Origin of the sequence: Paenibacillus cisolokensis (assembly GCF_050481165.1) — a bacterium.
GTDB classification, from domain to species: Bacteria; Bacillota; Bacilli; order Paenibacillales; family Paenibacillaceae; genus Paenibacillus_AH; species Paenibacillus_AH cisolokensis.
In genome coordinates this window covers 1-24,430 of sequence record NZ_JBCNFP010000053.1, presented here as the reverse complement: position 1 = coordinate 24,430, position 24,430 = coordinate 1, and the positions used below count along the sequence as shown (strand labels likewise).

The window sequence follows — 24,430 nt, the reverse complement described above, 5'->3', positions numbered from 1 at the left end:
GGTGATGACTTGTGTGGCTGCCCATTCATATTAACGAGCAGAGTGCGGAACCGCTCTATTATCAGATCGAGGTTCAATTGCGCGCGCTCATCGTCAGCGGCCAGCTGGCGGAGGGGACGCTGCTTCCTTCGATCCGGGAATTGGCCCAGCTGCTCAAGTGCAGCGTAATTACCGTCCGGCGCGTCTATCAGGATCTCGAGAACGAAGGGTTGCTGCGCACCCGGCAAGGTACCGGCACATTCGTAGCCAAGGTCGATCGGACCGAGCGCGACCGTCAGCGATTGCAGGCCGTAATCGCGGCATTCGAAGCGGCGATCGAAGCGGGATTGCGGGTCCAATGCTCCGAAGAAGAGCTGCGTGCGGTATTCGAGGAGGCGCTGCGGCTGAAGATGGGTTCCCGGGACGGACCCGACCGGAGACGGGATGAAAACGACAGACACCTGCCTGGCGAGAAAACATGACGGGCCGACGAGAGGGGGCAACCATGATGGAAGAGAAGGTCGCGATATCGATGGCCGGCGTCGAGCAGAACCGTCCGCACTTCAAGCTCGGACCGCTCGATCTGGAAGTTCCTGCCGGTTATGTGACGGCGCTTGTAGGACCTAACGGATCGGGCAAAAGTTCGACGTTCCGCCTGTTGCTCGATTTGGCGAAACCGGAGAAAGGAACGGTGACGGTGCTCGGCAAGCGGGTGGGCGGCGGAGACGATGTGGAGCTGAAGCGGCGAATCGGCTACTTGCCGGAGAATACGAACAGCTTCGAAGACAGCCTGAAAGCCGAAGACAAGGCCGCTTTCGTCCGGCAATGGTATCCCGATTGGGATGTTAATTATTACCGGGAGCTGCTGCGCCTGTTCGAAATCGACAGCTCGCTGAAGCTCGGCAAGATGTCCAAAGGAATGCGCCGCAAGTTCGAGCTGGCGCTCGCGCTGGCGCATCGGCCGGAGCTGCTGCTGCTTGACGAACCGTCTTCCGGACTTGATCCGATCGCCTGGAAGAAGATGATCGGCGTGCTTCATCGCCATATGGAGCGCGGCGACCGGACGATCCTGATTGCGACGCATATTGTGGAAGAGGTGCGCAGGCTTGCCGACTATATCGTCTTTATGGATTACGGACGGGTATTGGGCATGTACGAGAAGGATGAATTGCTCAGCTCCTGGTCCGTCCTGTTCGTACAGGGCGAAGGCAGGCCCGAATGGCTGCTGCGTACCGTTCCCGGAGCGATCCGGACGGAGGAGGCGGGCGGAAACGTGCGGATCGTGACCTCCCGCGCGCAGCAGGCGGAACGATGGTGCGAAAGCGAAGGCTATCGGATCGTCGCCCGAAAAATGATGGAGCTTGACGATATTTTGGAAGCTATGATGGAGCTCGAGCGAGAAGGGGTCCGCTCATCATGAAGGAGAGGGGAGCAATCGAATGAAGCCATTGAAAGTGGAACGTGTCGTGAAAGAGTATGGAGACAAAACGGCGGTAAACGGTATCAGCTTTGAAGTGTCCGAAGGGGAGATTTACGGACTGCTCGGGGCCAACGGCGCCGGCAAAACGACGACGATGCGGATGGTCCTTGGACTGATCTATCCCGACAGGGGCAGCATTCTGTACAACGGGAAACCGTACAGCCCGCAACTGCTGCCGATGTTCGGTTATCTTCCCGAAGAACGGGGAATGTATCCGAAGGTCAAAGTCAGCGACCAACTGATTTATTTGGCCCAATTGCGCGGCATGAAACCGAAGGATGCGGACCGCAATTTGAAATATTGGCTGGAGCGGTTCAATGTGCCGGAATATTACAACAAGAAGATGGAGGAGCTTTCCAAGGGCAACCAGCAAAAAATCCAGTTTATCGCGGCCGTCATCCATGAGCCGAAAATTCTCATTCTCGACGAAGCGTTCAGCGGTCTCGATCCCGTCAATGTCGAATTGCTGAAGTCGACGGTCAAGGAGCTGCGCGACAACGGAACGAGCATCCTGTTCTCGACACACCGGATGGAGCATGTCGAGGAGCTGTGCCGCAACATTACGATTTTGCACAAAGGGGAAGCCGTACTGCAGGGCAATTTGAAAGAGATCAAGAAGCAGTTTCCGCGGGAGCGGGTCATCGTCAGCGCGGACCATCCGATCGAAGGGCTCGACAGCATTCCGGGCGTACGGTCGGTCGTGCAGCATGAGAGCGGGTACGAGCTTTTGATCGATCATCCCGAGACGGCACAAGCGGTTCTCCGTCATGCGATGAGTCAAGGCGATCTGAACCGGTTCCAGCTGATGGAGCCGACCTTGAATGAAATCTTTATCCGATCGGTGGGTGATCACATTGAATAGTTTTCTCGCGGTAATCAACTTTACAGTCCGCAACAAGCTGAGGACCAAGTCGTTTGTCATCACGTCGATTATTTTCGCCCTGATCATTTCGATTGGCGTCAATCTGCCCTATATCATTTCGCTGTTCAATGACGATGACGGATCGAAGACGACGAATGTCGGCTATATCGAATCCAACGAACCTGAAATAACGGAAGCGCTGAAAAACTATTACGAACGGATGGATCAGTCGGATCTGAAAATGGTCGGTTTCCCGGATGCCGGTTCTCCGGAAGCCAACGAGCAGACGTTGAAAGACGCGATGCTGGAGAAGAAGATCAAAGGCTACATCGTGCTGGCGCCGGATGAGGCGGGCGGTTTCCCGCATGTAACATACAAATCCGAGGAAATGTTCGACACGAGCACCGCCTCCGCTCTTCAGACCGGTCTGCAAGCGGTAAAGCTTGAGGCGGTTTTGCAGCATGCCGGCCTGACCGAAGAGCAGAAGCAAGAACTGTTTACGCCGGTCGATGTCGAAACGATGCAAATCGCTCTGACCGGAACGGCCGCGGCGGGAGAAGGCAAAGACGCCGCTCAAAGTGGATTGTCGATGGGCTTCGTCTATGCGATGATGATTGTCCTCTTCATGGGAATCTTCGTCACGAGCCAGTTGATCGCCAGCGAAATTACAGCCGAGAAAAGCTCCCGCGTCATGGAGATTCTCGTCACCAGCGTTGCGCCGCTGAAGCAGATGTTCGGTAAAATTACCGGCATGTTTATTGTCGGTTTGCTGCAAATCGCGTTCTATGTAGCCGTATTCCTGGTCAATGTCAACTTGCCGCATAACGTCGATTTTCTGAAAAACTTCAACATTCATCTGTCGGACATCGATCCGCGGCTCTATGTTTACGCGATTTTGTTCTTCCTGACCGGCTATTTCCTGTATGCGACGCTGTATGCCGCCGTCGGCTCCATCGTCAGCCGTACGGAAGATTTGGCGCAGGCGCTTATGCCGGTTACGTTCCTGTCGCTGGGCGGGTTCTATATCGGCATCTTCGGTATGGGGACGCCGGATGCGATGATCGTCAAGGTCGCATCGTTCATCCCGTTCTTCTCGCCGTTCGCCATGTTTTTGCGCATCGGGCTGGCGTCGCCGATGTTCTGGGAGATTGCGCTGTCCTTCGTCATCCTGTTCGTCAGCATCTTCATCTTCGGCTGGCTGTCGGCGAAGATCTACCGCACCGGCGTCCTGATGTACGGCAAGCGCCCGACCTTCAAGGAGCTGCGCAAAGCGATGAAAGCTTATAAAGTTTAACGAACGGAGGAATTATTCGGAATATGTTGGAATGGCTGCAGCAAGCGGATGACATATGGCAGTACCTGGGGCTGTTCATCCTGGCGATTCTGCCCTGGATCGATATTTTCGTTGTGGTGCCGCTCGGCATTCTGTGGGGGCTGTCGCCGGTCGTCGTCAGCATTGTCGGTTTTGCCGGAAACTTTCTCATGATTGTACTGCTCGCTCTGTTTTTCCGCCAGCTCGCCGCATGGCGGCGGCGCCGCCGAGAGCGCAAAGGGATAACCGCCCCGACGAAGCGGGAGACGCGGGCGCGGCAAATTTGGGAGCGCTACGGTATTCCCGGTCTGTCGATTGTGGCTCCGATTCTGCTCGGGACGGATCTGGCCGCTCTGCTCGCCCTGTCGTTCGGTTCTTCGCGCATGCGCGTCGTCGTGTGGATGGGGGTCAGCCTGGTCATCTGGACGGTCATTCTCGCTCTAGGGTCGGTTTACGGCTTCGGCTATATGAAGTGGATCTAAGTTTATACGTTGCATTCATATCGTCTTCCGAAACGGGTCTTGCGGCGAACCGCCGAAGGCCCGTTTCGCATGTCGGCAGATCGGAGTAGCCTTTGCGGATAAAATTGTATTGACATGCTTAAATGTTCATGTTAAATTTCAAAATGATTATCATTCTCAACAAAGGGGACATGAATGGCATGAAGATGCTTGGCCGGTTTACTTTTTCTTCTGTTGCGGCTATTCTTCTTTTCATCCTGTTGACCGCATGCGGCGCCGGTTCGGGCAGCAGTGAAAACGGCAATACTGCCAGCCAGCCATCCGAATCGGCAGCAGCCGGGCAGTCGGAAGAGTCCGGGCAATCGCAAGAGCAGGAGCAATCCGGATCGAAAGAAGTTAACATTTATACGGCTCGTCATTATGAAGTGGATGGCAAGCTGTATGACGAATTCACCCGGGCGACGGGCATTAAGGTCAATGTCGTGGAAGGCAAAGCCGAGGAATTGATCGAACGAATGAAACGCGAGGGCGAAAGCAGTCCGGCGGACCTGTTCATTACCGTCGACGGCGGAATATTAAATAACGCGAAAACGAGCGGCATTCTGCAGCCGATTGAATCGGATACCGTGAACAGCAATGTGCCGGCTGAATATCGCGATGCGGACAATCATTGGGTCGGCTTGTCCGCCCGCGCCCGCATTATCGCCTATTCAAAGGAGCGGGTAAAACCGGAGCAGCTCAGCACCTATGAAGATCTTGCCACGGACAAGTGGAAAGGGAAAGTGCTGGTCCGTTCCTCGACAAGCCTGTACAACCAATCGCTTCTCGCTTCGCTTATCGAGTTGAACGGGGAAGCGCAAGCTGAGGAATGGGCGAAAGGGATTGTGGCCAATATGGCCCGCAAGCCGGAAGGCGGCGACCGCGACCAAGCAAAAGCGATTGTCGCCGGACAAGGCGACGTGGCGCTTATGAACACATATTACGTCGGTCAGCTGCTGAACTCCAAGGATGCGGAGGAAGTGAAAGTCGGCGAACAGATCGGCGTCTTCTTCCCGAACCAGGAGACGACGGGCACGCACGTGAACATAAGCGGCGTCGGGTTGGCAAAGCACAGCAAAAATAAAGATGCGGCGATCAAGCTGATCGAATATTTGACCGGAGCGGAAGCGCAAGCGATATTCTCAAGCGAGAACTTCGAGTTTCCGGTCAATCCGGAAGCCGAGCTGCCGGAACTGCTCAAATCGTGGGGCGAATTTAAAAAACAACAACTTGATTTCTCCGAGCTGGGAGAACACAATAAAAAAGCAGTGGAAATTTTGAATAAAGTAGGATGGGATTAAGTGATACGCCCGCAAACATGGGGAAGGGACATCCGAAGGCGAATGAACGGCTGGACGATCTCCAGCCTTATCGTGGCAGCAGCAATTTTGCTGCCCGTTTTTTTCATTCTGGTATCTCTAGCGCAAGGGCCGGGTGAGAACTGGTCGCATATCAAGCAGTATGTACTGAAGGATGCGGTGATGCAGTCCGCTTGGCTGGCGCTGCTGACGGGACTGTTCACGACAGGACTTGGCGTCGGGCTGGCCTGGCTGACGGCGGCGTACGACTTCCCGCTCAGCCGTTTGTTCCGCTGGGCGTTCGCGCTGCCGCTAGCGATACCGCCGTATATCGCCGCCTATACGTACAGCGCCATGCTCGGTTATACCGGCGTCGTGCAGACAACGCTGCGGAATACATTTGGGCTGCAGCTTTCCCAAGGCTGGTTCAATATTATGTCGGTACAGGGCGCCGTTTTTATTTTTACGATGTTTCTTTTTCCGTACGTCTATTTGATCGCCCGGGCATTCTTAGAGAGCCAGACGGGCGCATACGTCGAGAACGCGCGTCTGCTCGGTCGAGGACCGTGGTCGGTCTTCTGGCTTGTCGTGCTGCCGATCTCCCGTCCGGCCATCGCCGGCGGGGTCATTCTCGTATGCTTCGAAGTGCTCGGCGATTATGGGGTTGTCAGCTATTTCGGCATTTCGACGATTTCGACGGCGATCTTCAAGACCTGGTTCGGCATGTACGATATTGCGTCGGCAAGCCGGCTCGCGGCGTGGCTGATGATCGGGGTGCTCGGCCTGTTTCTGCTGGAACGCCAGCTGCGCAGACAGCGCCGGTACAGCGCGACGACCGGCAAGTCGCGGCCGCTTGTCCGCAGAAGACTCCGCGGGGCGGGCGGGGCTGCGGCTTGCATGTTCGGCGCAGTCGTCATGCTGGTCTCGTTCGTGATACCGGTTGCCCAGCTCGCTGTCTGGGCGACTTGGACGGCGGATGAAGTATGGCATGAAGGTTTTTACCGGATCATTGGGGACACGGTCGCCGTGGCGATCGTGCCCACGGCGCTCACTATGGTAGCCGCCGCGATTGTGGCGGTTTCGGTCCGGCAATTCGGTGGAATATTCGGCTATATGCTGGCGAAGGCGGTTACGGCCGGTTATTCGATTCCGGGAGCGATCATCGCGATCGGCGTACTGGCGGTGTTCATCAAGCTTGACGGATGGCTCGCTCCCGTCTATGCGGCCCTTCGTCTTGGCACCGGGGAAGCGCCGCTCGTGCTCAGCCTGTCGATCGTCATGCTTGTCGCGGCCTATGTCGTCCGCTTCATGGCGACCGGCTATAATGCTCTGGAGGCTGGTTTTGAGAAGATCGGTCCCCAATATGCGGAAGCGTCGCGCCTGCTTGGGAGAGGGCGGACGCAGACGTTCTTGCGCGTAGAGCTTCCGTTGCTCAAAGGGGCTCTGTTAAGCGGAACGGTGCTGACTTTTGTCGAAATCGTCAAAGAGCTGCCGCTTGCGCTGCTGTTGCGGCCGTTTAACTTTCAGACGCTTGCGACCAAGACGTACCAGTATGCCAGCGACGAACGGATTCATGAAGCATCGGTGCCGGCGCTTTGCATCGTTGTGGTCAGTCTGGCATCGGTCTATTTGCTGAACCGGATTGAAAGGGGAATGGAGGTATGAAGGTTGTCGAAATGCATCGCGTGTCGTTCACCTATGCCGGCTCGTCCGATTTGATTCTGCAAGACGTTTCGCTTGATGTCGGACAAGGAGAGATTGTCGGCCTGCTCGGCCCGAGCGGAAGCGGCAAAAGCACGCTGCTGCGGCTGATTGCCGGCCTGGAAGCGCCGACGGCCGGCCGCATCGCCGTATGCGGCAAGACGGTCGCCGACCGGACGACCTTCGTTCCGCCGGAGCGCCGCGGTATCGGCATGGTATTTCAAGACTACGCATTGTTTCCCCATATGACGGTTGCCCGAAATATCGAATTCGGTCTTCATCGGATTCCTCGGGGAGAACGGAAACAGCGCGTCCGGCAGATGCTGGAGCTGGTGCAGCTGCCGCAGTACGGCTCGCGCTACCCCCATGAATTGAGCGGCGGACAGCAGCAGCGCGTCGCCTTGGCGCGCGCGCTTGCGCCCAAACCGTCGCTGCTGCTGATGGACGAGCCGTTCAGCAACCTTGACGCGGCGCTCAAAGCGGATATACGCCGGGAGCTGAGGGATATTTTGCGGCGGGCGGAGATGGCCTGCCTTTTCGTCACGCATGACCGCGAAGATGTGGAGGCGATCTGCGACCGCAGCATAACGATTGACGCCAAAGTACAAGTATAGGTTGGGCGCCGATGCGCCCATACAAGCTTGGACAAACAAAACTGCGCTCCGCCGAACGATACGGCGAAGCGCGTCAAGCTTGTACGGCGATCATCGCCATGATACGGCGAGCCGCCGGATTAACGGTCCGGGGAGGCCGACGGGTCGTACATCGTGCCGGCAAACACGATCGTCCCCGACGATTCCTCCATAATGGCGAAAAAGAACGGCCGGTCGGCCCGCAGTACGAACGGCTCTCCGATACGCGCCGACTCGCCCCTGACCTCGACGGAAGTGGCGGCCGAAGCTTCCGTCCCCGTCTCGTTCACATCGATAAACGATTTATGTCTGACGCTGAAGATATACAGATTGGGCGGAACGTCCGCCATGCCGGACAGGTCGGCGAGCGAAGGGTTGAATACCGTCGGCATCCCCATCGCTTTCAGCGCATCCCGCAGCTCGAGCTCGCTCTCCAGCCGGAATTTCGGCAGCCAGACGCTCCCTTCCATCTGTTCGTATCCGGTCGTCCAGACAGAAGGATCGGCCGCCAGCTGCGGAAGCAGGCCGGCAAGCCCGGTCTTTTCGTTGTCGGGCAGCGCCACGATCATGCTCCAGCGGCCGTCGCCGTACGGCAGCTTCACCGCCTGGAACCCATCTCCCCGCAAATAATCGAACAATTCGTTCTGCCGGCTCATCAGCGGAACGTCCGCCGTCGTTCCGTCCTCCAGCCGGAACGGCTGCATCGACGTGGCCGCTTCCGGGAACGGCGTCTTCCAGTCGCCTTTGAAATAGATGGCCTGGAGCAGAAACATGACCGTGCTTTTATCGATCGGTCCTTCGATCAAACGGTCTATCGCGCCCTCCGTCTGCTGTTTGACCCAATCGTTGATCGTGTCGACCGCCCCCGGGTCGTCGAAGTCCAGCTGCTCAATACGGGCGTCGTAGAACCGCTCGTTCGTCTGCAGGAACTCGTCATGGAACGGCTTGCCTTCCCGCGCCCACAGCGATTGCGCCGCATGCACCCGAACCTTCGGATCTTCGCTGGCGAGCAGCTTCAGCAGCGTTTCGTTGCTTTCGTTTACGTCCTCCGGGCTCATTCCGCCGGCAATCGTCTCGCCCATCTCCTTCAAGGTGTCGGCGCGCGCGCCGTTCATCGTCATCGAGAGCGCGATCGCAATGCTGGAAGGGGATAGCAGCACGCTGCCCCCGTGCTTTTCCTGCTCGGATATTTCCAGCAGCAGCTTCATGCCGAAAGCGTTGTAAGCCGTCGTCAGTTTCCGATCGATTCCGCTTGCGTCAGGCCAGTTCGTTCCCGCCGTTCCCGGCCGGCCGACGCCGTCAGGGCCGCCTTCGCCGCCCGGCTTGCCGCATCCCGCCAAAGCGGGCAGCAGCAGGAAGGCCAGCACGAGCGACAGCCATTTTGCAGGCCGCATCGTAAGTCCCCCTTTTGTTTCGTTTCTTGCCATCTCAGACGGCCGGATTTCCCGATTTGTTTCATAGACTGCTTAAATAAGGGGATGCATGGAAAAAATAATAGAGAACGTATCCTTGCAATTGCGCGAACGATGCGATTTAATATGAAAATGGAAAAGCAGAGAAACGAAAGGGCGGTGAATGGACTTGCGTTCCGGACCGAGACTGGCCATTGTGTCGCCGTGTTATAACGAGGAAGAGGTGCTGCCGGAGACGATCATGCGCCTGAGCGGTTTGCTGACGGAACTGATGGACGAGAAGCTCGTCGCGCCGGACAGCTTCCTGCTGTTCGTCGACGACGGCAGCAGCGACCGGACATGGCCGCTCATCGTCGAAAGCCGAAGGCATAATCCGCTTGTACACGGTCTCAAGCTGGCGCGCAACGCCGGCCATCAGCAGGCGCTCGTCGCCGGTCTGATGAGCGTTCGGGATCGCATCGACTGCGCCGTTACGATCGACGCGGACCTTCAGGACGATCCCGCGATTATCCGGGAATTCGTGAAGAAGTACAAGGAAGGCTGCGATATCGTATACGGCGTACGGCGGAGCCGGGCGACGGATACGTTTTTCAAGCGGACGACGGCGATCGGCTTTTACCGTTTGATGGAGTGGATGGGCGTCAATATTGTGTTCAATCACGCCGATTTCCGGCTGATGAGCAAGCGCGCCATCGACAGTCTGGAGCGGTTCAAGGAAGTGAACCTGTTTCTGCGCGGCATCGTTCCGTCGATCGGCTTTCGCTCGGCCTCTGTCTACTATGACCGGACCGAACGTTTTGCCGGAACTTCCAAGTATCCGCTGCGCAAAATGATAGCTTTCGCTCTCGACGGCATTACATCGTTCAGCATCCGTCCGATCCGGCTTGTGACGCTTGCGGGCTTTATCGTATTTCTGGCCAGCCTGACGGCGGCCGTCTACGCGCTGATCAGCAAATTTACCGGCAACGCCGTATCGGGCTGGACGTCGCTCATCGTCTCGATCTGGCTTCTGGGCGGCATGCAACTGCTTGCGCTCGGGCTGATCGGCGAATATATCGGGAAAATCTATAAAGAAACGAAGCGTCGTCCGCTTTATATCGTCGAGACGCTTTTGCTTCCGGAAGGACAGGAAGCGGCAGCGCCGGAAACGATGAGGCTGACGGAACGAATGAGGGGATAGGAAATGAGAGAGAGAATCCGCTGGGATATCGTCGCCGTCGCCGCCGGCGCGGTTATATTGGCCGCGCTGCTGTTTACGAAGCCGTTTATCGGCGTCGCGGATAACGGCGATTTTCAGCGCATTATGGTCAGCGTCGGCTTGACGTATCCCGAGCATGCCCGTACTTACGAGGAACGTTTCTTTCACTACGCGCATTCGCAGTACAGCTACGGGGAGTTCAAGGCGGGAGGATATTGGTCGTCCCAGCTTATTTTTGCCATGGCGGCATCCCTGCTCGGCCGGATATGGAACGCAGGCGCGTTCGATATCCGGGTGCTGGGTTTCCTGTACGCGTTGACGCTGCTTGCGGCGACATGGATCGTCGTCCGGTTCGGGGCGGGCAAGTCGAGGCTGGCCGCTTTTCTGCTCGCAGCCGCGGTTCTTTTCGTCTTCTACGACATCGGCTACGTCGCGTACTTCAATTCCTTCTTCGGCGAACCGGTATCGCTGCTGTTCATGCTGATGACCGTCGGGGTCGCTTTCTGGCTGACGAGCCGGCAAGAGCCGTCCGCCTGGCTGCTTGCGGCCTTCTTCGCATCGGCGATCATGCTCGCCTGCTCCAAAATCCAGAACGCGCCCGTCGGCGTCGCATTCGCGCTGCTGGCGCTCCGGTTCGCCGCGCTTCGGGACGACCGCCGCTGGCGCAGGCGCGTCTATACGTTATGCGCTGTCACCGTGGCGGTTTCGATCGCCATGTACGTGGCGGCGCCCAAGGAATTGAAGCATATCAATCTGTACCAGACGGTATTTTACGGCATCCTGAAGGATTCGCCGGACCCGAAACGGGATTTGCGCGATTTGGGATTGTCGGAGGAATTGGCGGTGAATGCGGGCACGAACTACTTCCAGACGGACGCGCCGATCAAGCAGGACGATCCCCTTCTCGAGCGGGAGTTCTACAGCAAGCTGTCGCATAAGGATGTCGCCGTCTACTATTTGACGCATCCCGGTCGGTTTATCGACAAGCTGGAAGCGGGAGCGAAAGCCGGCATGACGATCCGCCCCTATTATCTCGGCAATTACGAGCAAGCCGAGGGCAAGCCGCCCGGCGCGCTCTCTTACGCCTACAGCGCCTGGAGCGAATTCAAGGCGAGACATGTGCCGAAGTCGCTCGGCTTTCTGATCGCTTTCTATGCGCTGTATTATCTTATCCTCCTTTTCTTGTACATGCAGCGAAGCGATCGGCGTTACCGGATCGGCCTCGAGACGCTGATGCTGATCGGGCTCGTCGGCATCTTCTCGCTGTGCGTGCCGCTGCTCGGAGACGGAGAAGCCGATCTCGGCAAGCATCTGTTCATGTTTAACGTCTGCTTCGACATGATGGCTATAGCGGGCGCCGTATGGATCGTCCGAAACGTCGTCATGCTGGTAACGAGCCGGCTCGGCTATTCGGCGCGGCGGTCGACGTACCGTTTTTGACAGCCGTCCGAATTCATGCCCCGATCGAGCTTCCGTCATGTCCGGCAAACCGGCCGATACTTGCCGAATCGAACCAAGACAGCCGGCGGTTATCCGCCGGCTGTCTTGGTTTGGGGTGCCGCCGCTCTCCCGGACCGGCGCGCCGTTATGACGCCGTTCCCTGGTTCCGGTTTTGCAGCAGCGTTTGCAATTGGTTGCGCTTCCGTCTGGAAATGACGATCTGCTTGCCGTCTGCCCCCGGCACCCGGAAGACGACGATGCCGTCCCGGATGGCGTCGACCTTGCCGAGATTGACGTAACAATCCGAACTCACTTTGAAGAAATGGGCATCCGCGGTCAATTTGCGGATCTGGTCGGCAGACATTCTTCTTTTTATATTGTAATTTCTGCCGTGAAAACTGACGAGATGATGGGCGCCGACCCTGAAGTACAGAATATCCCGGACGACATCAAACTCCTCGTACACATTGCGCTCCCGCTCCGCCGCATTCATCCAATGACCCTCCTCTTGAAACGAGAATATGATGCGTCTTGTTAGCGCTTACATTTTAACATAAACGATACCGTTTGGGAAGTGGAAATTGCCGCCGCCCGTCCCGGGCTCATGAACCCCTGTAATGGACAACGGAAGCGGTGCGGCGGCGCAATGGCCCGAATAAGTCCTCATAACGGTCCGAAAACGGCCTTCCCGGACATTGTCACTTGCAGGCGGTTGTGGTATGTTCGGTTCAAATCGGCCGATGGCCGAACACGTAAACGACGGGAGGCCAAGATGAATGGAGGGCATTAATGATCATGCGGGAACCGGCGGTCGTTCCCGCATCTTGTATGTCGGCTCGTACGGCGAAGCTTCGGAGCCGACGCTGCATGTTTGCTCCTTCGACGAAGAGACGGGGACGCTGGCGCTTGTTCAGCAGCTGGCCGGCGTCGAACACGCCTCCTATTTGGCGGTGCGCCCCGGCGGCCGCGTGCTGTACGCGGTCAGCGAGACGTCGGAGACAAGCGGCCGGCCCGGCGGGTCGGCGGCGGCATTCGCGATCGATCCGCCGACCGGGAAGCTCGCGCCGTTGGACGGCCGGCCGCTGACGCACGGCGCCCATCCGTGCTATATTAGCACGGACCGCGAAGGCCGGGCGGCGCTTGTCGCCAATTATTCGGGCGGCAGCGTTGCGCTGCTGCCCATCGGCGAAGACGGCCGGCTTAAGGAAGCGGCCGCCGTCGTGCGGCACGAAGGCGAGCTCGGGCCGAACAAGGGACGGCAGGAGAGCCCGCATCCGCACTGCATCGTGCCGCATCCGGAAGGCGGCTATGCCTATGTCCCGGATCTCGGGACCGATTCGATTGTTATCTACCGGTTCGATCCGGCCGGACTGACGTTGACGAAACATGGCGAATGCGCCATTCATGCCGGGGCCGGTCCGCGGCATCTCGTATTCCACCCGAGACTTCCTGTCGCCTATGTCATCAACGAGCTCGATTCGACCGTCACATGGCTTCGCGTCGATGCCGATTCCGGCAAGCTGGAAGCGGGCCCTGCGGTTTCGGCTTTGCCTGACGGCTTCGCGGGCGAAAGCTACGCGGCGGATATTCATTTGTCGCCGTGCGGGCGCTTCCTCTATGCGTCCAATCGCGGCCACGACAGCATCGCCGTCTTCGCGGCGGATCAGAAGGACGGGACGCTTGCCGTCATCGGCCATGTGCCGTGCGGCGGCCGGACGCCGCGCAACTTCGCGCTGTCCCCTGACGGGCGCTGGCTGCTTGCCGCCAGCCAAGACTCCGGCGTTGTAACGGTATTCGCCGTCGATGCCGAGTCCGGAAATCTGCAGCCGAACGGTTCGACGCTGAGGCTGCCGAAGCCGGTATGCGTCCGTTTTTATGAAGAAACAGCGTCTTAACCTGCGGAACTGCCGCAGCTTTCGCACAGTCTGAAATTCGCAATAGGAGGCCGTTATCCGCATGCCTGTTACGGAAACTGCCGCCCGGTCGGTCGCCGTACGGACCGGGACGGTTTATTTCATCTTGTTCGCTATCAGTGCGGTCCACATGCTCAACGATACGATGCAGGCGGTCGTCTCCGCGCTGTTTCCGATTTTCGAGGAGTCGATGGGACTTTCTTACGCCCAGGTCGGCTGGATCGCGTTCACGCTCAATATGACCTCGTCCGTCATGCAGCCGGTCGTCGGACTGGTTTCCGACAAGCGCCCGGCGCCCTGGATGCTGCCTTTCGGGATGGCGCTGAGCATGATCGGCCTGGCCGGTCTGGCGTTTGCGCCTTCCTTCTGGCTGCTGCTGCTGTCGGTTGTGCTGATCGGTCTCGGCTCCGCCATCTTTCATCCGGAAGGCTCGCGCGTCGTTTATTTCGCGGCCGGCGGACGGCGGGGACTCGCGCAGTCGATTTATCAGGTCGGCGGCAATTTCGGCCAGTCGCTGGCGCCCTTGATGACGATCTTCATCTTCGTTCCGCTCGGACAGCGGGGCGCGGCATGGGGGATGCTGCTCGCGGCGGCGGCCATCGTCGTCCTGCTCAAGGTCGTACCGTGGTATTCCGGACAGCTTGCCGCGCACGGCGCGCCCGCGAAGCGGCGCAAGCCGGCCGGCGCCGAGCAATTGCATGCCGCACGCAAGGAACGCCGCGTTGTCATGTTCGCCTTGATGCTGCTGCTCGTGCTGGTCTTCTGCCGTTCCTGGTATGCGGCGGGAATGGGCAATTTCTATCAGTTTTATGTAAGGGATACGTACGGCCTGACCATTTCGGCGGCTCAGTTGCCGCTGTTTCTGTTTATGGCCGCGGGCGTGGCGGGGACGTTTCTGGGGGGCATTCTGGCCGACCGTTTCGGCCGCAAAAACATGATGCTGTTCTCCATTGCCGGCGCGGCGCCGTTCGCCATCCTCCTGCCCCATCTGCCGCTGGCCTGGGTTTATCCGGCATCGTTCGTGCTCGGTTTTATTTTGCAATCGGGCTTCTCGGTCAGCGTCGTGTACGCCCAGGAACTGATGCCGGGCAAAGTCGGCATGGCATCGGGGCTCATTACCGGCCTGGCGTTCGGCCTCGGCGCGCTTGGCGCTGTCGTGCTCGGCAACGCCGCCGATGCGTTCGGTCTGGCGAACGTCATGCTGTACACCAGCTTCCTGCCGCTCATCGGCCTGCTCAGCTTCCTGCTTCCGCCGGATCGCCGGGATGCGTAGCCGTCCGGATCTTGCGCCGAAGGGGAGAGCCGCGACCGCACAGGGCGGCTTCGCGATCACACAGGGCGGCTTCGCGACCGCATAGGGCGGCTTCGCGACCGCACAGGGCGGCTAAAAGACCCGCGGGGGAGCCGATGCTCCCCCGAATTGTCGGGCTTCAGTCCTCCGGCGTGCGGTCCAGATACAATCTCGTTACCTCGGTATAGTTTCCGCGCGCCGCTTCCTCTGCGGTCGGCTCTTCCTCCAGACTGTTATGCGTGTCCATACCGGGCGCCAGCGTCGGCTCTTTCTTGGACTTCCGCTCTTTTTTTCTTGCCATTTCCGTCGCTCCTTCCCGCTTTCCGAGCAGATTAATGTTCGGTCAAGCTGTCCAGCGGCACGCTCAGCTCATTCTCGGGCTGGCCGAGCGGGTATATTCGGGCGGTTTCATTCTGGGCGTCGACTTGCTGGATATAGACTTGCATCCCTTGATACGTGACGTTCGCCATTACGGGCGATTCGGATATTTCGATTGCGCGCTGTTTGTTCATTTGTGCACCTCTCTTGAATTTTCTTTTCGCAAGGAAGCGGATTCCGCGGAATTCCGTTTTTTAGGTTGCGACAATCGGGGCGAATCTATCCTTGAAATCCGGGAGACGGCCGGATTATGCGAAAAAATTTAAAACAGGCTTAACTATTTCTTAAGAACTTTGAGATATAATGGCAGTTGGCGCCGTCCGTTCGGCCGATGCCGAAGCGGGCAACGCCCGTACGAAGAACGCAAGCGGAGGATTCGAAAGATTGAAGAACAGTGAACCGGCATACCGAAGACAAGCATCCAGGCCGCATTACAACCGGCAGCCGTCCCGGCTCACGTCCCGAAAGCCGTCAACCCGCAGCGCCTCTTACCGAAGACCGAGAAAAAAGAAACAGCCGAACAATAAATACGTTCTGGCCGCCATCCTTGTGCTCGTCATTCTGATCTGGGCAAAATGGCAGTCTCCGGCGCCTGAAATACCCGAATCGCAAAGGCGGACCGCCGAAACGTCCGAAACGGTTGCCGGGCTTCATCCGGCTGTCATCGAGAAAAAAAACGAGTTGGTGCGGGAAACGAAAAAAATCGGCATCTCCATCGTCATCACGCAAGGCTTCCGCAGCCATGAGGAGCAGGACAGGCTGTACGAGCAAGGACGCAAAACAGAAGGCCGCGTCGTGACCAATGCGAGAGGCGGGGAGTCGTACCACAATTACGGTCTGGCGATCGATTTTGCGCTGCGCGGAAAAGACGGGGAAGTGCTGTGGGATTTGGAATACGACGGCAACGGCAACGGAAAATCCGACTGGATGGAAGTTGTCGGAATCGCCAAGTCGATCGGCTTCGAATGGGGAGGCGACTGGGAGGATTTCCCGGATTATCCTCATCTGCAGCTGAGCTTCGGACTCAGTCTTGCCGATCTGCAACGGGGCAAGCGGCCTCCGGAATAACGGGACGACATGCAAACGGCAAACGGCTTATTTTTATAAAATATTTCCTGAACCTACGTCCCGGAACAGATTGCTTTTCCGCCGTCTGTGCCTCATGATGATAAAGGTACGGATTGAGAAACCGTAGACTGTATCAGGGAGAGTGTAAACGATATGTCCAATGCCGCGGCGGCAGTTTCCCTTGGCGGGAGCTTGTTCCGCAACCGATTCTATCAAACGGTCTTATTTTCCAACGTTTTGCTCCAAATCGGCATCTGGGTGCGGAATTTCGCCATCCTGATGTTCGTAACCGACATGACGAACGACGATCCGGTCGCCGTTTCGCTCATCTCGGTCGTCGAATTTGCGCCTATCTTCGTCTTTTCGTTCATCGGCGGCACGTTCGCCGACCGCTGGCGTCCGAAACGGACGATGATCTGGTGCGACTTCTTATCCGCCATATCCGTCTTTATCGTATTGCTGACGCTCATATACGGCTCCTGGGAGATGGTCTACCTGGCCACGTTCGTGTCGGCCATTTTGTCCCAGTTCTCTCAGCCTTCGGTCATGAAGCTGTTCAAGCAGCATATCGCACCCGAACAGCTGCAGCAGGCGATGGCCGTATTCCAGTCGCTTATTGCGATTTTCATGGTGCTTGGCCCGTCGCTCGGCATCTTCGTATACCGGCAGTGGGGGATCGAAATCGCTATCGCCGTTATGGGCGTCGCCTTTTTGCTGTCGGCTGTCGTGCTGTTCCGGATTCCGTCCGATTTTCCCCAGGAACGGACCGATGCGGAGAAACCGGATTTCCGCAAAGAATTGAAAGAGGGTTTCGCGTACGTCTGGCGTTCGCCGGTTCTCAAGGTGCTTGGCGGCGCATTTGCCGCGGCCGGGATGGCGGTCGGCATCGTTCAGACGCTCGGGCTGTTCATCGTAATTGAGCGGCTTGGCGAGCATAAAGATTTCCTGCAGTTTCTGCTTGCGGTCAACGGGGTGGCGATGCTGATCGGCGGCGGCCTTGTGATGGCGGTCGCGAAAAAAATATCGCCGCAGAAGCTGCTGGCGCTCGGGATGTCGGTCGGCGCGCTGTGCATGGTCGGAGTCGGCTGGTCGACGAGCGTACCGGTTACGCTGGCGCTGCAGTTTGTGAACGGGCTGGTCTTTCCCTGCATTCATATCGGCATCAACACGATGATTCTCCAATGGACGAACCAATCGTTCATCGGCCGCGTCAACGGTGTCCTGAGCCCGATGTTTATGGGGATGATGGTCATTATGATGTCGGTATCCGGCCTGCTGAAAAAAGTGTTTCCGCTCGTCGGCATTTATACCGCTGCCGGATTGATCATGCTGCTTGGCACGCTGCTTCTCTCCACGACTTTCAAGCATAAGCCGGAGCAGGAACAGTTGACCGCCTAGCAGCCTGCCGCCACCGGCGGCGCGGGGCGCTGAACGGGCAGCAAAGCGGCGCGTCCGCCGGCACACGGTCCGATGGGGCTGTCCCAAAAGGTCTTGAATGACCTAGGGACCGCCCCTTCTTTTTTTCTTATAGCGGTTTCGTCCGCCACCGGACATTGAGGCAGATGAGTAGCCGTCGCGATTATGTTGCTGTCGAACCGCTCGCGGGCCGGTGTCGCCGGCGATAGCCGAAGATGGCTATGCCCGCGGGCCGGTGTCGCCGGAGATAGCCGAAGATGGCTATGCCCAACGGGCTGATGTCACCGGCGAGCCGAGCGACCTATTCCGACGGGCAGGGGCCGCCGGTAACAGCTGAAGAGCGGTGAATACTGCAAAAGTGCAGGATTTTTGCCCCCGACAGATGTCTTTGGCTCAAATTACTGCGAAAGTGCAGGATTTTTTGATCACTTCCGCCTTACACGCCGTTTGGAGGCCCAAAATACTGTATTATCGCAGGAATTTGAACGTTTGGGCTGTCAATAGCAGGAAAAAACTGCACTTATGCAGCATTGGTTTTGAGCCGGGAAAACTTATCGAATATCCCTCGCACACCAAGCTGATAAATGAGCCGACACGCGAAGTGGTGGAAACCAGAAGACGGTCAAAGAGCCGGAATGGCCCAATGTGGATACAGAATTTTACAGCGCGCGCGTTTGAGAAGCTGCGCCGCGAGGAGCTGGATGCGGTCATCCGCGGCGACAAGACGCTGGAGGAAGCGCTCGACCGGATACAGGCCGAAGGGCAGGCGCTGACGGACCGCATTCCCGAGAAGAAGCCGTAATCGGGGTCGGAAACAGCAGAGCGGCCAGAATGCGGCGGAGAAAGGCTTGGCCGCATGCGGCAGGAACCTAATCGTTGCGGCAGCGACCCCTTGAAACGGCCAGCCTTGCAAGAAAAAGCCGGGAGCGGAAGCTCCCGGCTTTCGTTCACACCTGCATAAGAAGCAGCAGGATGATGGACGACAAGCTCAAGCATGTGCTGATCAGATACAAAAACAGGACGGCCTGCTTCTGCGTCATGCCGGAACGGAGCAAGCGGTAATGCGCCTGGCTCGCATCGGCTTCATAGATCGCCTTGCCCTGCATGAACCGCTTGGCGACGACGAACAGATTGTCGAAGATCGGCACGCCGAGCGCCAGAATCGGGATGAACAGCGACAGCACCGTCGCCTGCTTGAACGCTCCGTCCAGCGCGATGACGGCCAGAATGAAGCCGAGGAATGTCGCTCCCGCGTCGCCCATGAAAATTTTGGCCGGCGGTTTGTTGTAGCGCAGATACGCCAGTGTGATGCCGACGAGCGCGATGGCCATAACCGCAGAACTCGACTGGCCTTTGGCCAGGGCGACGATGAACAGCGTAATCGCCGAGATGGCGGCCAGCCCGCCTGCCAATCCGTCCATGCCATCCGAAAAGTTGATGACTGTCGTCACGCCGAATATCCAAAGAATCGTCAGAATGAATTGCAAAATCTCCGGCAGCACGACGTATTCGCCCGACATCGGATTGTAAAATCCGGTAAACGCGATCCCCGAAGCGTAGACGAGCACGGCGGCCGACACCTGCACGATCATCTTGGGAAGGGCCGGGAAGTCTTTGCCCTTCGTCTTGTACCAATCGTCGATTGTGCCGATTACGATCAGCAGCACGCCTCCGGCGAAAATGGCGGCCGTCTCCATGTTGAACTCTCTTGAAACGAGCAAGTAGGCGATAAAAAAACCGAGAAACATTACATAGCTGGCTGTGAGCGGAATCGGCTCCCGATGGATTTTGCGCTCGACATCCTTGCGGGGCTTATCTACAAAATCGATGCGAAACGCCAGCCTGCCAATCGGTGGAATCAGAACATAAACGAACAGAAACGCGATCAAAAACGCCAAAATGTATAAAATGGTTTCCACCACCGCTTCTCCCTGACGGATGGATTCTACAATGCATTATAGCACTTTGGGAGAAAAGCTGTCGATACCAGTCAAAATTGGGAGATTTATAGATTGGCGGAATCGTCGTAGCGGCCGCTTTTCACTTTGGCGAAAAACCGGCTGATCGCGTCGTTGGCGGCGCCGCGTACGGCGGACCGGTCTTCCAGCTCCGCGAACTGGATGCGCATCCGCTCCCTGTGATACGGAAGCGCCCGCTTCGCCGCTTCCTCCCGCACCGCTTCCTCGATCCACCGCTGCGCTTTGCTCATCCGGTTGCCGATAATGACGAGGTCGGGATTGAAAACGTTGGCGATGCTGGCAATGCCCGCTCCGAGGAACGTCCCCGTCTCGCGAAACAGCTGCCGGACGCGTCCGTCTTGTTCCGCGGCGTCCAGCAGGGCGTCGAGATCCTCGTAGCCGAGCGGGGCGGCGCGTTCCAGGAGCGCCATCTCGGATGCGTACAGCTCCCAGCAGCCGCGGCTGCCGCAGCGGCACGGCTTGCCGTCCAGCTCGATGGACAAGTGGCCCAGCTCGCCCGAGAAGCCGGAAGCCCCCTTATACAGCTCCTTGTTCAAAATAATGCCGGTGCCGATGCCGATCCCGACGCTGACATAGATCTGATGCGCCACGTTTCGCCCGGCGCCGTATTTCTGCTCCCCCAGCGCGCCGGCATTCGCCTCGTTGTCGATGGCGACCGGCAGCGCGAAGCGCTCCTCCGCCCATTCCCGCAGCGGGACATTGCGCCATTCCAGGTTGGGAGCGAGCAGCACCGTTCCCCGATCGTCGACGATGCCGGGCACGCCGATGCCGATGCCGACGATGCCGTACGGACTATCCGGCGCCCGGGCGATCAAATATTCGATGCAGGAGGCCAGCTCGGGAAGCACGTGGTCCGGATCGCGCCGCTTCAAGCCGCTGACGCGCTCGTGGAGCACGGCGCCGTCCAGGTCGGTCAATACGCCGCGAATGTAGTTCACGCCGAGATCGATGCCGACGGCATGGCCGGCCTGTGCGTTGAACAGCAGCATGACCGGCTTCCGCCCGCCGCTCGACTCGCCATGGCCGATCTCAATGACAAGATGGCGGTCGATCAGCTGCTGCACAAGACTCGATACGGTCGCTTTATTAAGCCCCGTTCGTTCCGATATTTGCGCCCGCGACAGCGGAGCGTCTTTCAGGACGGCTTCCAGCACGATCGCCGTATTGATTTTTTTGATCATCGCCTGATCGCCGGTCGATTTCGTTATCACTTGTCGGTTCCCCCGTCTGCAAACTCCGTTTTGTCCGGAAATGGTATCGTATGGCGGTTTCCATTTTACCACAGACAGCAGCAGCGCGAAACTTAGTTTGTTTAGTAGACAAACTAAGTTTGGGGGTGGTATCATTTGGAGTAAGGGAAAGTATCCATATATAAACTTTGACATGGGAGGCAATCATCGATGGCCTATTTCAAGAACATCGGCAAAATCGTCTACGAAGGCAGGGAATCGGACAATCCGCTCGCATTCAAGCACTACAATCCGCAGGAGATCGTATTGGGCAAGACGATGGAAGAGCATCTGCGCTTTGCCGTCGCCTACTGGCACACCTATGTCGGGGACGGCAGCGACCCGTTCGGAATCGGAACGGCGATTCGCCCGTGGGACAGCCTGACAGGCATGGACAAGGCGAAAGCGCGGGTCGAAGCCAATTTCGAATTTATGGAGAAGCTCGGATTGCCGTTCTTCTGCTTCCACGATCGCGACATCGCGCCGGAAGGCGAAACGCTGCAGGAGACAAACGCCAATCTGGACGTCATCGTCGCCCTGCTGAAGGATCATATGCGGTCGACCGGCAAAAAGCTGCTCTGGAACACCGCCAACATGTTCACCCACCCGCGATATACGCACGGAGCGGGCACGACTTGCAACGCGGATGTATACGCTTACGCGGCGGCGCAGCTGAAAAAAAGCCTGGAAATCGGCAAGGAGCTCGGGGCCGAAAACTATGTATTCTGGGGCGGACGCGAAGGGTACGAGAGCTTGCTGAACACCGATATGGCGCTGGAGCTGGACAATCTGGCAAGACTGTATCGCATGGCGATCGATTACGCCAAGGAAATCGGGTTCGACGCCCAGTTCCTGATCGAGCCGAAGCCGAAGGAGCCGACGAAGCATCAATATGATTTCGATGCGGCTACGACGATCGCTTTTCTGCGGAAATACGGGCTCGAAAATCATTTCAAGCTGAATCTGGAAGCCAACCATGCGACGCTCGCCGGCCATACCTTCGAGCATGAAATCCGCGTGGCGGCCATCAACGGCATGCTCGGCTCGCTCGACGCCAATCAGGGAGACCTGCTGCTCGGCTGGGATACGGACGAGTTTCCGACCGACCTGTACGCGACGACGCTTACGATGTACGAAGTCTTGAAGGCCGGCGGACTCGGAAGAGGCGGCGTCAACTTCGACGCCAAGGTGCGTCGGGGCTCCTTCGAGCCGGAAGATCTGTTCCATGCCCATATTGCCGGCATGGACGCTTACGCGTGGGGATTGAAAGCGGCGGCCAGGCTGATCGAGGGCAAAGTGCTGGACGCGTTCATCGAGGAGCGGTATCGGAGCTTCCGGGAAGGGATCGGCGCGGATATCGTCGCCGGCAGGGCGACGCTCGCGTCGCTGGAGCAATACGCGCTGCAGAACAAGCCGATCCGCAACGAATCGGGACGGCTGGAGCGCATCCGCGCCGCGCTGAACGAAGCGATCTTCGGCGTTTGATGCGGCGGCCCGGACATGGAGAGGAGCATGGCGGACATGAGTTACGTTATCGGGATCGATCTCGGGACGAGCGCCGTCAAAGCGCTGCTCGTCGACCGCGACGGCGCGGTGCGCGGCGAAGCGGCGCGCGAATATCCGCTGTATCACGAGCATTCGGGCTGGAGCGAGCAGGAGCCCGAGGATTGGGTCGAGGCGACCGTCGAGGCGCTGCGGCAGCTGACCGCTTCCGCAGGCATTGCGCCGGACGAGGTCGAAGGCATCAGCTTCTCCGGCCAGATGCACGGTCTCGTGCTGCTGAACGGCGACGGGCGTCCTGTCCGGCGCGCGATACTGTGGAACGATACGCGGACGAGCGAGCAATGCAGGCAAATCGAGCGGACGCTCGGAAGCAAGCTGCTCGGCATTGCCCGCAACCCGGCGCTGGAAGGCTTCACGCTGCCCAAAATTTTATGGGTGCGGCAGCATGAGCCCGACGTATTCGCGCAAGCGCGGCAGTTTGTCCTGCCGAAAGATTACGTGCGTTACCGGCTGACCGGCGCGCTTCATATGGACTACTCGGACGCCGCGGGCACGCTGCTGCTCGACGTGGCGGAGAAGCGCTGGAGCGGCGAAATACGGGAAGCTTTCGGCTTGAGCGAAAGCTTCTGTCCGCCGCTTGTCGCCTCGCATGAGCCGGTGGGCACACTGCTTCCGCAATGGGCCGGACGAACCGGTCTTTCGCCGGGTGTGAAGGTGTTCGCGGGCGGCGCGGACAACGCCTGCGGCGCCATCGGCGCGGGCATTCTGTCCGAAGGGCTGACGCTGTGCAGCATCGGCACCTCCGGTGTCATCCTTTCCTACGAGAACGACAAGACAAAGGACTTCGCGGGCAAAGCCCACTTCTTCAATCACGGCAAGGAAGACGCCTATTACGCGATGGGTGTCACATTGGCGGCGGGGTATTCGCTCAGCTGGTTCAAAAAGACGTTCGCGCCGGAGCAATCGTTCGACCGCCTGCTGGAAGGCGTCGGCGACGTTCCGCCGGGCGCCGGCGGACTGCTCTTCACGCCGTACCTCGTCGGCGAGCGGACGCCGCATGCCGATGCCGCCATACGCGGCAGCTTCATCGGCATCGACGGTTCGCACGAACGGATTCATTTTGTTCGCGCCGTCATGGAAGGGATCACCTTCTCGCTGAACGAGACGGTGGACATTTTCCGCTGGGCCGACAAGACGGTCGATCGCGTCGTGTCCATCGGCGGCGGCGCGCAAAATCCGGCCTGGCTGCAAATGCAGGCCGACATTTTCGGCGCATCCGTCGTGCCGCTCGAGAACGAGCAGGGTCCCGGCCTAGGCGCCGCCATGCTGGCGGCGTATGGATGCGGCTGGTTCGAAAGCCTCGAGGAGTGCGCCGCCCGGTTCGTACGGTATGGCGCCGCTTATGAGCCGAACCCGGAAGCCGTCCGGGCGTACGAAGAGCTGTTCCGTCTTTACCGGAGCGTCTACGGGCAGACGCGGCCGCTCAGCGCGGAGCTTGCGCCGTTTCGGGTGTAGGCGGGTTTATGCTTTGTCCGCTATGCTGACGGTCAACTAGCGGCAAACCGCATGTTTCGGGGACATGCAGGTGTCCATTAAGATTTATATGTAAGGTTTCTATTAAGGCTACTATTAAGGCTACTATTAAGGCTACTATTAAGGCTACTATTAAGGCTACTATTAAGGCATCCATTACCGATCTAACGAATCTCACAATCGCTATTTGGCGAAAAATCGATGTTCCGGAATTGTAACGAATATGAGCAACGCTATTTGCTTAAAAGTAGTCCAATTCAGGCGGAATATCGTAAATAAGGTGGCTCAGATTCGTTGCTATGAACG

23 protein-coding genes are annotated in these 24,430 nt (G+C 58.2%); 17 read left to right on the top strand and 6 right to left on the bottom strand.

Translation table 11 applies throughout. The features are described 5' to 3' along the window. The first annotated feature begins 11 nt into the window (after positions 1-11). From ABEV74_RS09090 to ABEV74_RS09055, 8 genes are all read left to right on the top strand, one after another. Complete coding sequence (locus ABEV74_RS09090) at positions 12-461, top strand: GntR family transcriptional regulator (protein ID WP_062495642.1); 450 nt, start codon at positions 12-14, stop codon at positions 459-461. Between the two features lie 23 nt (positions 462-484). Then, positions 485-1,399 (top strand): ABC transporter ATP-binding protein, encoded by a 915-nt coding sequence (locus ABEV74_RS09085; RefSeq protein WP_430145315.1) that lies wholly within the window; start codon positions 485-487, stop codon positions 1,397-1,399. A 19-nt stretch (positions 1,400-1,418) separates the two neighbouring features. Further along, positions 1,419-2,321: an ABC transporter ATP-binding protein gene (locus ABEV74_RS09080; RefSeq protein WP_430145314.1), complete on the top strand. Its 903-nt coding sequence runs from the start codon at positions 1,419-1,421 to the stop codon at positions 2,319-2,321. After that, positions 2,314-3,615, top strand: a complete 1,302-nt coding sequence (locus tag ABEV74_RS09075; RefSeq protein WP_430145311.1) for an ABC transporter permease — start codon at positions 2,314-2,316, stop codon at positions 3,613-3,615. Before ABEV74_RS09080 ends, ABEV74_RS09075 begins: the two co-directional genes overlap by 8 nt. A gap of 23 nt (positions 3,616-3,638) precedes the next feature. Continuing rightward, positions 3,639-4,115 (top strand): small multi-drug export protein, encoded by a 477-nt coding sequence (locus tag ABEV74_RS09070; protein ID WP_062495636.1) that lies wholly within the window; start codon positions 3,639-3,641, stop codon positions 4,113-4,115. Positions 4,116-4,300: 185 nt separating this feature from the next. Then, positions 4,301-5,434: a Fe(3+) ABC transporter substrate-binding protein gene (locus ABEV74_RS09065; protein ID WP_430145353.1), complete on the top strand. Its 1,134-nt coding sequence runs from the start codon at positions 4,301-4,303 to the stop codon at positions 5,432-5,434. Then, positions 5,435-7,096 carry an ABC transporter permease gene (locus tag ABEV74_RS09060; RefSeq protein ID WP_430145307.1) on the top strand — a complete coding sequence of 554 codons (1,662 nt, stop codon included), beginning with the start codon at positions 5,435-5,437 and terminating at the stop codon, positions 7,094-7,096. Further along, positions 7,093-7,746, top strand: coding sequence for an ABC transporter ATP-binding protein (locus ABEV74_RS09055; RefSeq protein ID WP_062495632.1), 654 nt, complete (start codon positions 7,093-7,095; stop codon positions 7,744-7,746). Before ABEV74_RS09060 ends, ABEV74_RS09055 begins: the two co-directional genes overlap by 4 nt. Positions 7,747-7,865: 119 nt before the next feature. Here ABEV74_RS09055 and ABEV74_RS09050 read toward each other — a convergent pair whose 3' ends face one another. Beyond that, a complete protein-coding gene (locus ABEV74_RS09050; protein WP_430145305.1) occupies positions 7,866-9,158 on the bottom strand; it encodes a serpin family protein in 1,293 nt (430 codons plus the stop codon). 181 nt (positions 9,159-9,339) lie between these two features. On the opposite strand from ABEV74_RS09050, the gene ABEV74_RS09045 reads away from it, so the two are divergent. Next, the gene (locus ABEV74_RS09045; protein ID WP_430145302.1) at positions 9,340-10,356 is read left to right on the top strand and encodes a glycosyltransferase family 2 protein; all 1,017 of its coding nucleotides are present in this window, start codon (positions 9,340-9,342) and stop codon (positions 10,354-10,356) included. A gap of 3 nt (positions 10,357-10,359) precedes the next feature. Beyond that, on the top strand, positions 10,360-11,814 hold the full coding sequence (gene wsfD, locus ABEV74_RS09040; protein WP_430145299.1) for a glycan biosynthesis hexose transferase WsfD: 1,455 nt from the start codon (positions 10,360-10,362) through the stop codon (positions 11,812-11,814). A 145-nt stretch (positions 11,815-11,959) separates the two neighbouring features. On the opposite strand, the gene ABEV74_RS09035 is transcribed toward wsfD, so the two are convergent. Continuing rightward, positions 11,960-12,307 carry a LytTR family transcriptional regulator DNA-binding domain-containing protein gene (locus tag ABEV74_RS09035; RefSeq protein WP_062495627.1) on the bottom strand — a complete coding sequence of 116 codons (348 nt, stop codon included), beginning with the start codon at positions 12,305-12,307 and terminating at the stop codon, positions 11,960-11,962. A 283-nt stretch (positions 12,308-12,590) separates the two neighbouring features. Here ABEV74_RS09035 and ABEV74_RS09030 point away from each other — a divergent pair, with 283 nt between their 5' ends. Both ABEV74_RS09030 and ABEV74_RS09025 read left to right on the top strand, forming a co-directional pair. Then, the gene (locus ABEV74_RS09030; protein WP_430145297.1) at positions 12,591-13,709 is read left to right on the top strand and encodes a lactonase family protein; all 1,119 of its coding nucleotides are present in this window, start codon (positions 12,591-12,593) and stop codon (positions 13,707-13,709) included. A 61-nt stretch (positions 13,710-13,770) separates the two neighbouring features. Beyond that, positions 13,771-15,000, top strand: a complete 1,230-nt coding sequence (locus ABEV74_RS09025; RefSeq protein ID WP_062495624.1) for an MFS transporter — start codon at positions 13,771-13,773, stop codon at positions 14,998-15,000. Positions 15,001-15,157: 157 nt separating this feature from the next. On the opposite strand, the gene ABEV74_RS09020 is transcribed toward ABEV74_RS09025, so the two are convergent. Both ABEV74_RS09020 and ABEV74_RS09015 read right to left on the bottom strand, forming a co-directional pair. Further along, positions 15,158-15,319, bottom strand: coding sequence for a hypothetical protein (locus ABEV74_RS09020; RefSeq protein ID WP_430145293.1), 162 nt, complete (start codon positions 15,317-15,319; stop codon positions 15,158-15,160). A 31-nt stretch (positions 15,320-15,350) separates the two neighbouring features. After that, positions 15,351-15,530 carry a small acid-soluble spore protein H gene (locus ABEV74_RS09015; RefSeq protein WP_213529199.1) on the bottom strand — a complete coding sequence of 60 codons (180 nt, stop codon included), beginning with the start codon at positions 15,528-15,530 and terminating at the stop codon, positions 15,351-15,353. Between the two features lie 250 nt (positions 15,531-15,780). Between ABEV74_RS09015 and ABEV74_RS09010 the strand changes: the two genes are divergently transcribed. The 3 genes from ABEV74_RS09010 (at position 15,781) to ABEV74_RS09000 (ending at position 18,682) form a co-directional block, all read left to right on the top strand. Then, the gene (locus tag ABEV74_RS09010) at positions 15,781-16,464 is read left to right on the top strand and encodes a M15 family metallopeptidase (protein WP_430145350.1); all 684 of its coding nucleotides are present in this window, start codon (positions 15,781-15,783) and stop codon (positions 16,462-16,464) included. 153 nt (positions 16,465-16,617) lie between these two features. Further along, positions 16,618-17,862: an MFS transporter gene (locus tag ABEV74_RS09005; RefSeq protein WP_430145291.1), complete on the top strand. Its 1,245-nt coding sequence runs from the start codon at positions 16,618-16,620 to the stop codon at positions 17,860-17,862. A 661-nt stretch (positions 17,863-18,523) separates the two neighbouring features. After that, positions 18,524-18,682 (top strand): hypothetical protein, encoded by a 159-nt coding sequence (locus ABEV74_RS09000; protein ID WP_430145289.1) that lies wholly within the window; start codon positions 18,524-18,526, stop codon positions 18,680-18,682. 145 nt (positions 18,683-18,827) lie between these two features. Here the strand turns inward: ABEV74_RS09000 and ABEV74_RS08995 are convergent, their stop codons facing one another. Continuing rightward, complete coding sequence (locus tag ABEV74_RS08995) at positions 18,828-19,799, bottom strand: MraY family glycosyltransferase (RefSeq protein ID WP_430145286.1); 972 nt, start codon at positions 19,797-19,799, stop codon at positions 18,828-18,830. An 86-nt stretch (positions 19,800-19,885) separates the two neighbouring features. Further along, positions 19,886-21,067 carry an ROK family transcriptional regulator gene (locus ABEV74_RS08990; RefSeq protein WP_062497232.1) on the bottom strand — a complete coding sequence of 394 codons (1,182 nt, stop codon included), beginning with the start codon at positions 21,065-21,067 and terminating at the stop codon, positions 19,886-19,888. 192 nt (positions 21,068-21,259) lie between these two features. Here ABEV74_RS08990 and xylA point away from each other — a divergent pair, with 192 nt between their 5' ends. Both xylA and xylB read left to right on the top strand, forming a co-directional pair. Further along, positions 21,260-22,573, top strand: a complete 1,314-nt coding sequence (gene xylA / locus ABEV74_RS08985; RefSeq protein WP_430145284.1) for a xylose isomerase — start codon at positions 21,260-21,262, stop codon at positions 22,571-22,573. Positions 22,574-22,609: 36 nt separating this feature from the next. Beyond that, a complete protein-coding gene (gene xylB / locus ABEV74_RS08980; RefSeq protein ID WP_430145282.1) occupies positions 22,610-24,106 on the top strand; it encodes a xylulokinase in 1,497 nt (498 codons plus the stop codon). Positions 24,107-24,430 lie beyond the last annotated feature (324 nt).

What these genes read in the sequence shown, in the direction of transcription:
- ABEV74_RS09050 (WP_430145305.1), bottom strand. Translation starts at nt 9,158, where the DNA reads ATGCGGCCTGCAAAATGGCTGTCGCTCGTGCTGGCCTTCCTGCTGCTG.
- xylB (WP_430145282.1), top strand. Translation starts at nt 22,610, where the DNA reads ATGAGTTACGTTATCGGGATCGATCTCGGGACGAGCGCCGTCAAAGCG.
- ABEV74_RS09020 (WP_430145293.1), bottom strand. Translation starts at nt 15,319, where the DNA reads ATGGCAAGAAAAAAAGAGCGGAAGTCCAAGAAAGAGCCGACGCTGGCG.
- ABEV74_RS09000 (WP_430145289.1), top strand. Translation starts at nt 18,524, where the DNA reads ATGTGGATACAGAATTTTACAGCGCGCGCGTTTGAGAAGCTGCGCCGC.
- ABEV74_RS09085 (WP_430145315.1), top strand. Translation starts at nt 485, where the DNA reads ATGATGGAAGAGAAGGTCGCGATATCGATGGCCGGCGTCGAGCAGAAC.
- ABEV74_RS09015 (WP_213529199.1), bottom strand. Translation starts at nt 15,530, where the DNA reads ATGAACAAACAGCGCGCAATCGAAATATCCGAATCGCCCGTAATGGCG.
- ABEV74_RS09005 (WP_430145291.1), top strand. Translation starts at nt 16,618, where the DNA reads ATGTCCAATGCCGCGGCGGCAGTTTCCCTTGGCGGGAGCTTGTTCCGC.
- ABEV74_RS09030 (WP_430145297.1), top strand. Translation starts at nt 12,591, where the DNA reads ATGGAGGGCATTAATGATCATGCGGGAACCGGCGGTCGTTCCCGCATC.
- ABEV74_RS09065 (WP_430145353.1), top strand. Translation starts at nt 4,301, where the DNA reads ATGCTTGGCCGGTTTACTTTTTCTTCTGTTGCGGCTATTCTTCTTTTC.
- ABEV74_RS09035 (WP_062495627.1), bottom strand. Translation starts at nt 12,307, where the DNA reads ATGAATGCGGCGGAGCGGGAGCGCAATGTGTACGAGGAGTTTGATGTC.
- ABEV74_RS09045 (WP_430145302.1), top strand. Translation starts at nt 9,340, where the DNA reads ATGGACTTGCGTTCCGGACCGAGACTGGCCATTGTGTCGCCGTGTTAT.
- xylA (WP_430145284.1), top strand. Translation starts at nt 21,260, where the DNA reads ATGGCCTATTTCAAGAACATCGGCAAAATCGTCTACGAAGGCAGGGAA.
- ABEV74_RS09055 (WP_062495632.1), top strand. Translation starts at nt 7,093, where the DNA reads ATGAAGGTTGTCGAAATGCATCGCGTGTCGTTCACCTATGCCGGCTCG.
- wsfD (WP_430145299.1), top strand. Translation starts at nt 10,360, where the DNA reads ATGAGAGAGAGAATCCGCTGGGATATCGTCGCCGTCGCCGCCGGCGCG.
- ABEV74_RS09080 (WP_430145314.1), top strand. Translation starts at nt 1,419, where the DNA reads ATGAAGCCATTGAAAGTGGAACGTGTCGTGAAAGAGTATGGAGACAAA.
- ABEV74_RS09070 (WP_062495636.1), top strand. Translation starts at nt 3,639, where the DNA reads ATGTTGGAATGGCTGCAGCAAGCGGATGACATATGGCAGTACCTGGGG.
- ABEV74_RS09025 (WP_062495624.1), top strand. Translation starts at nt 13,771, where the DNA reads ATGCCTGTTACGGAAACTGCCGCCCGGTCGGTCGCCGTACGGACCGGG.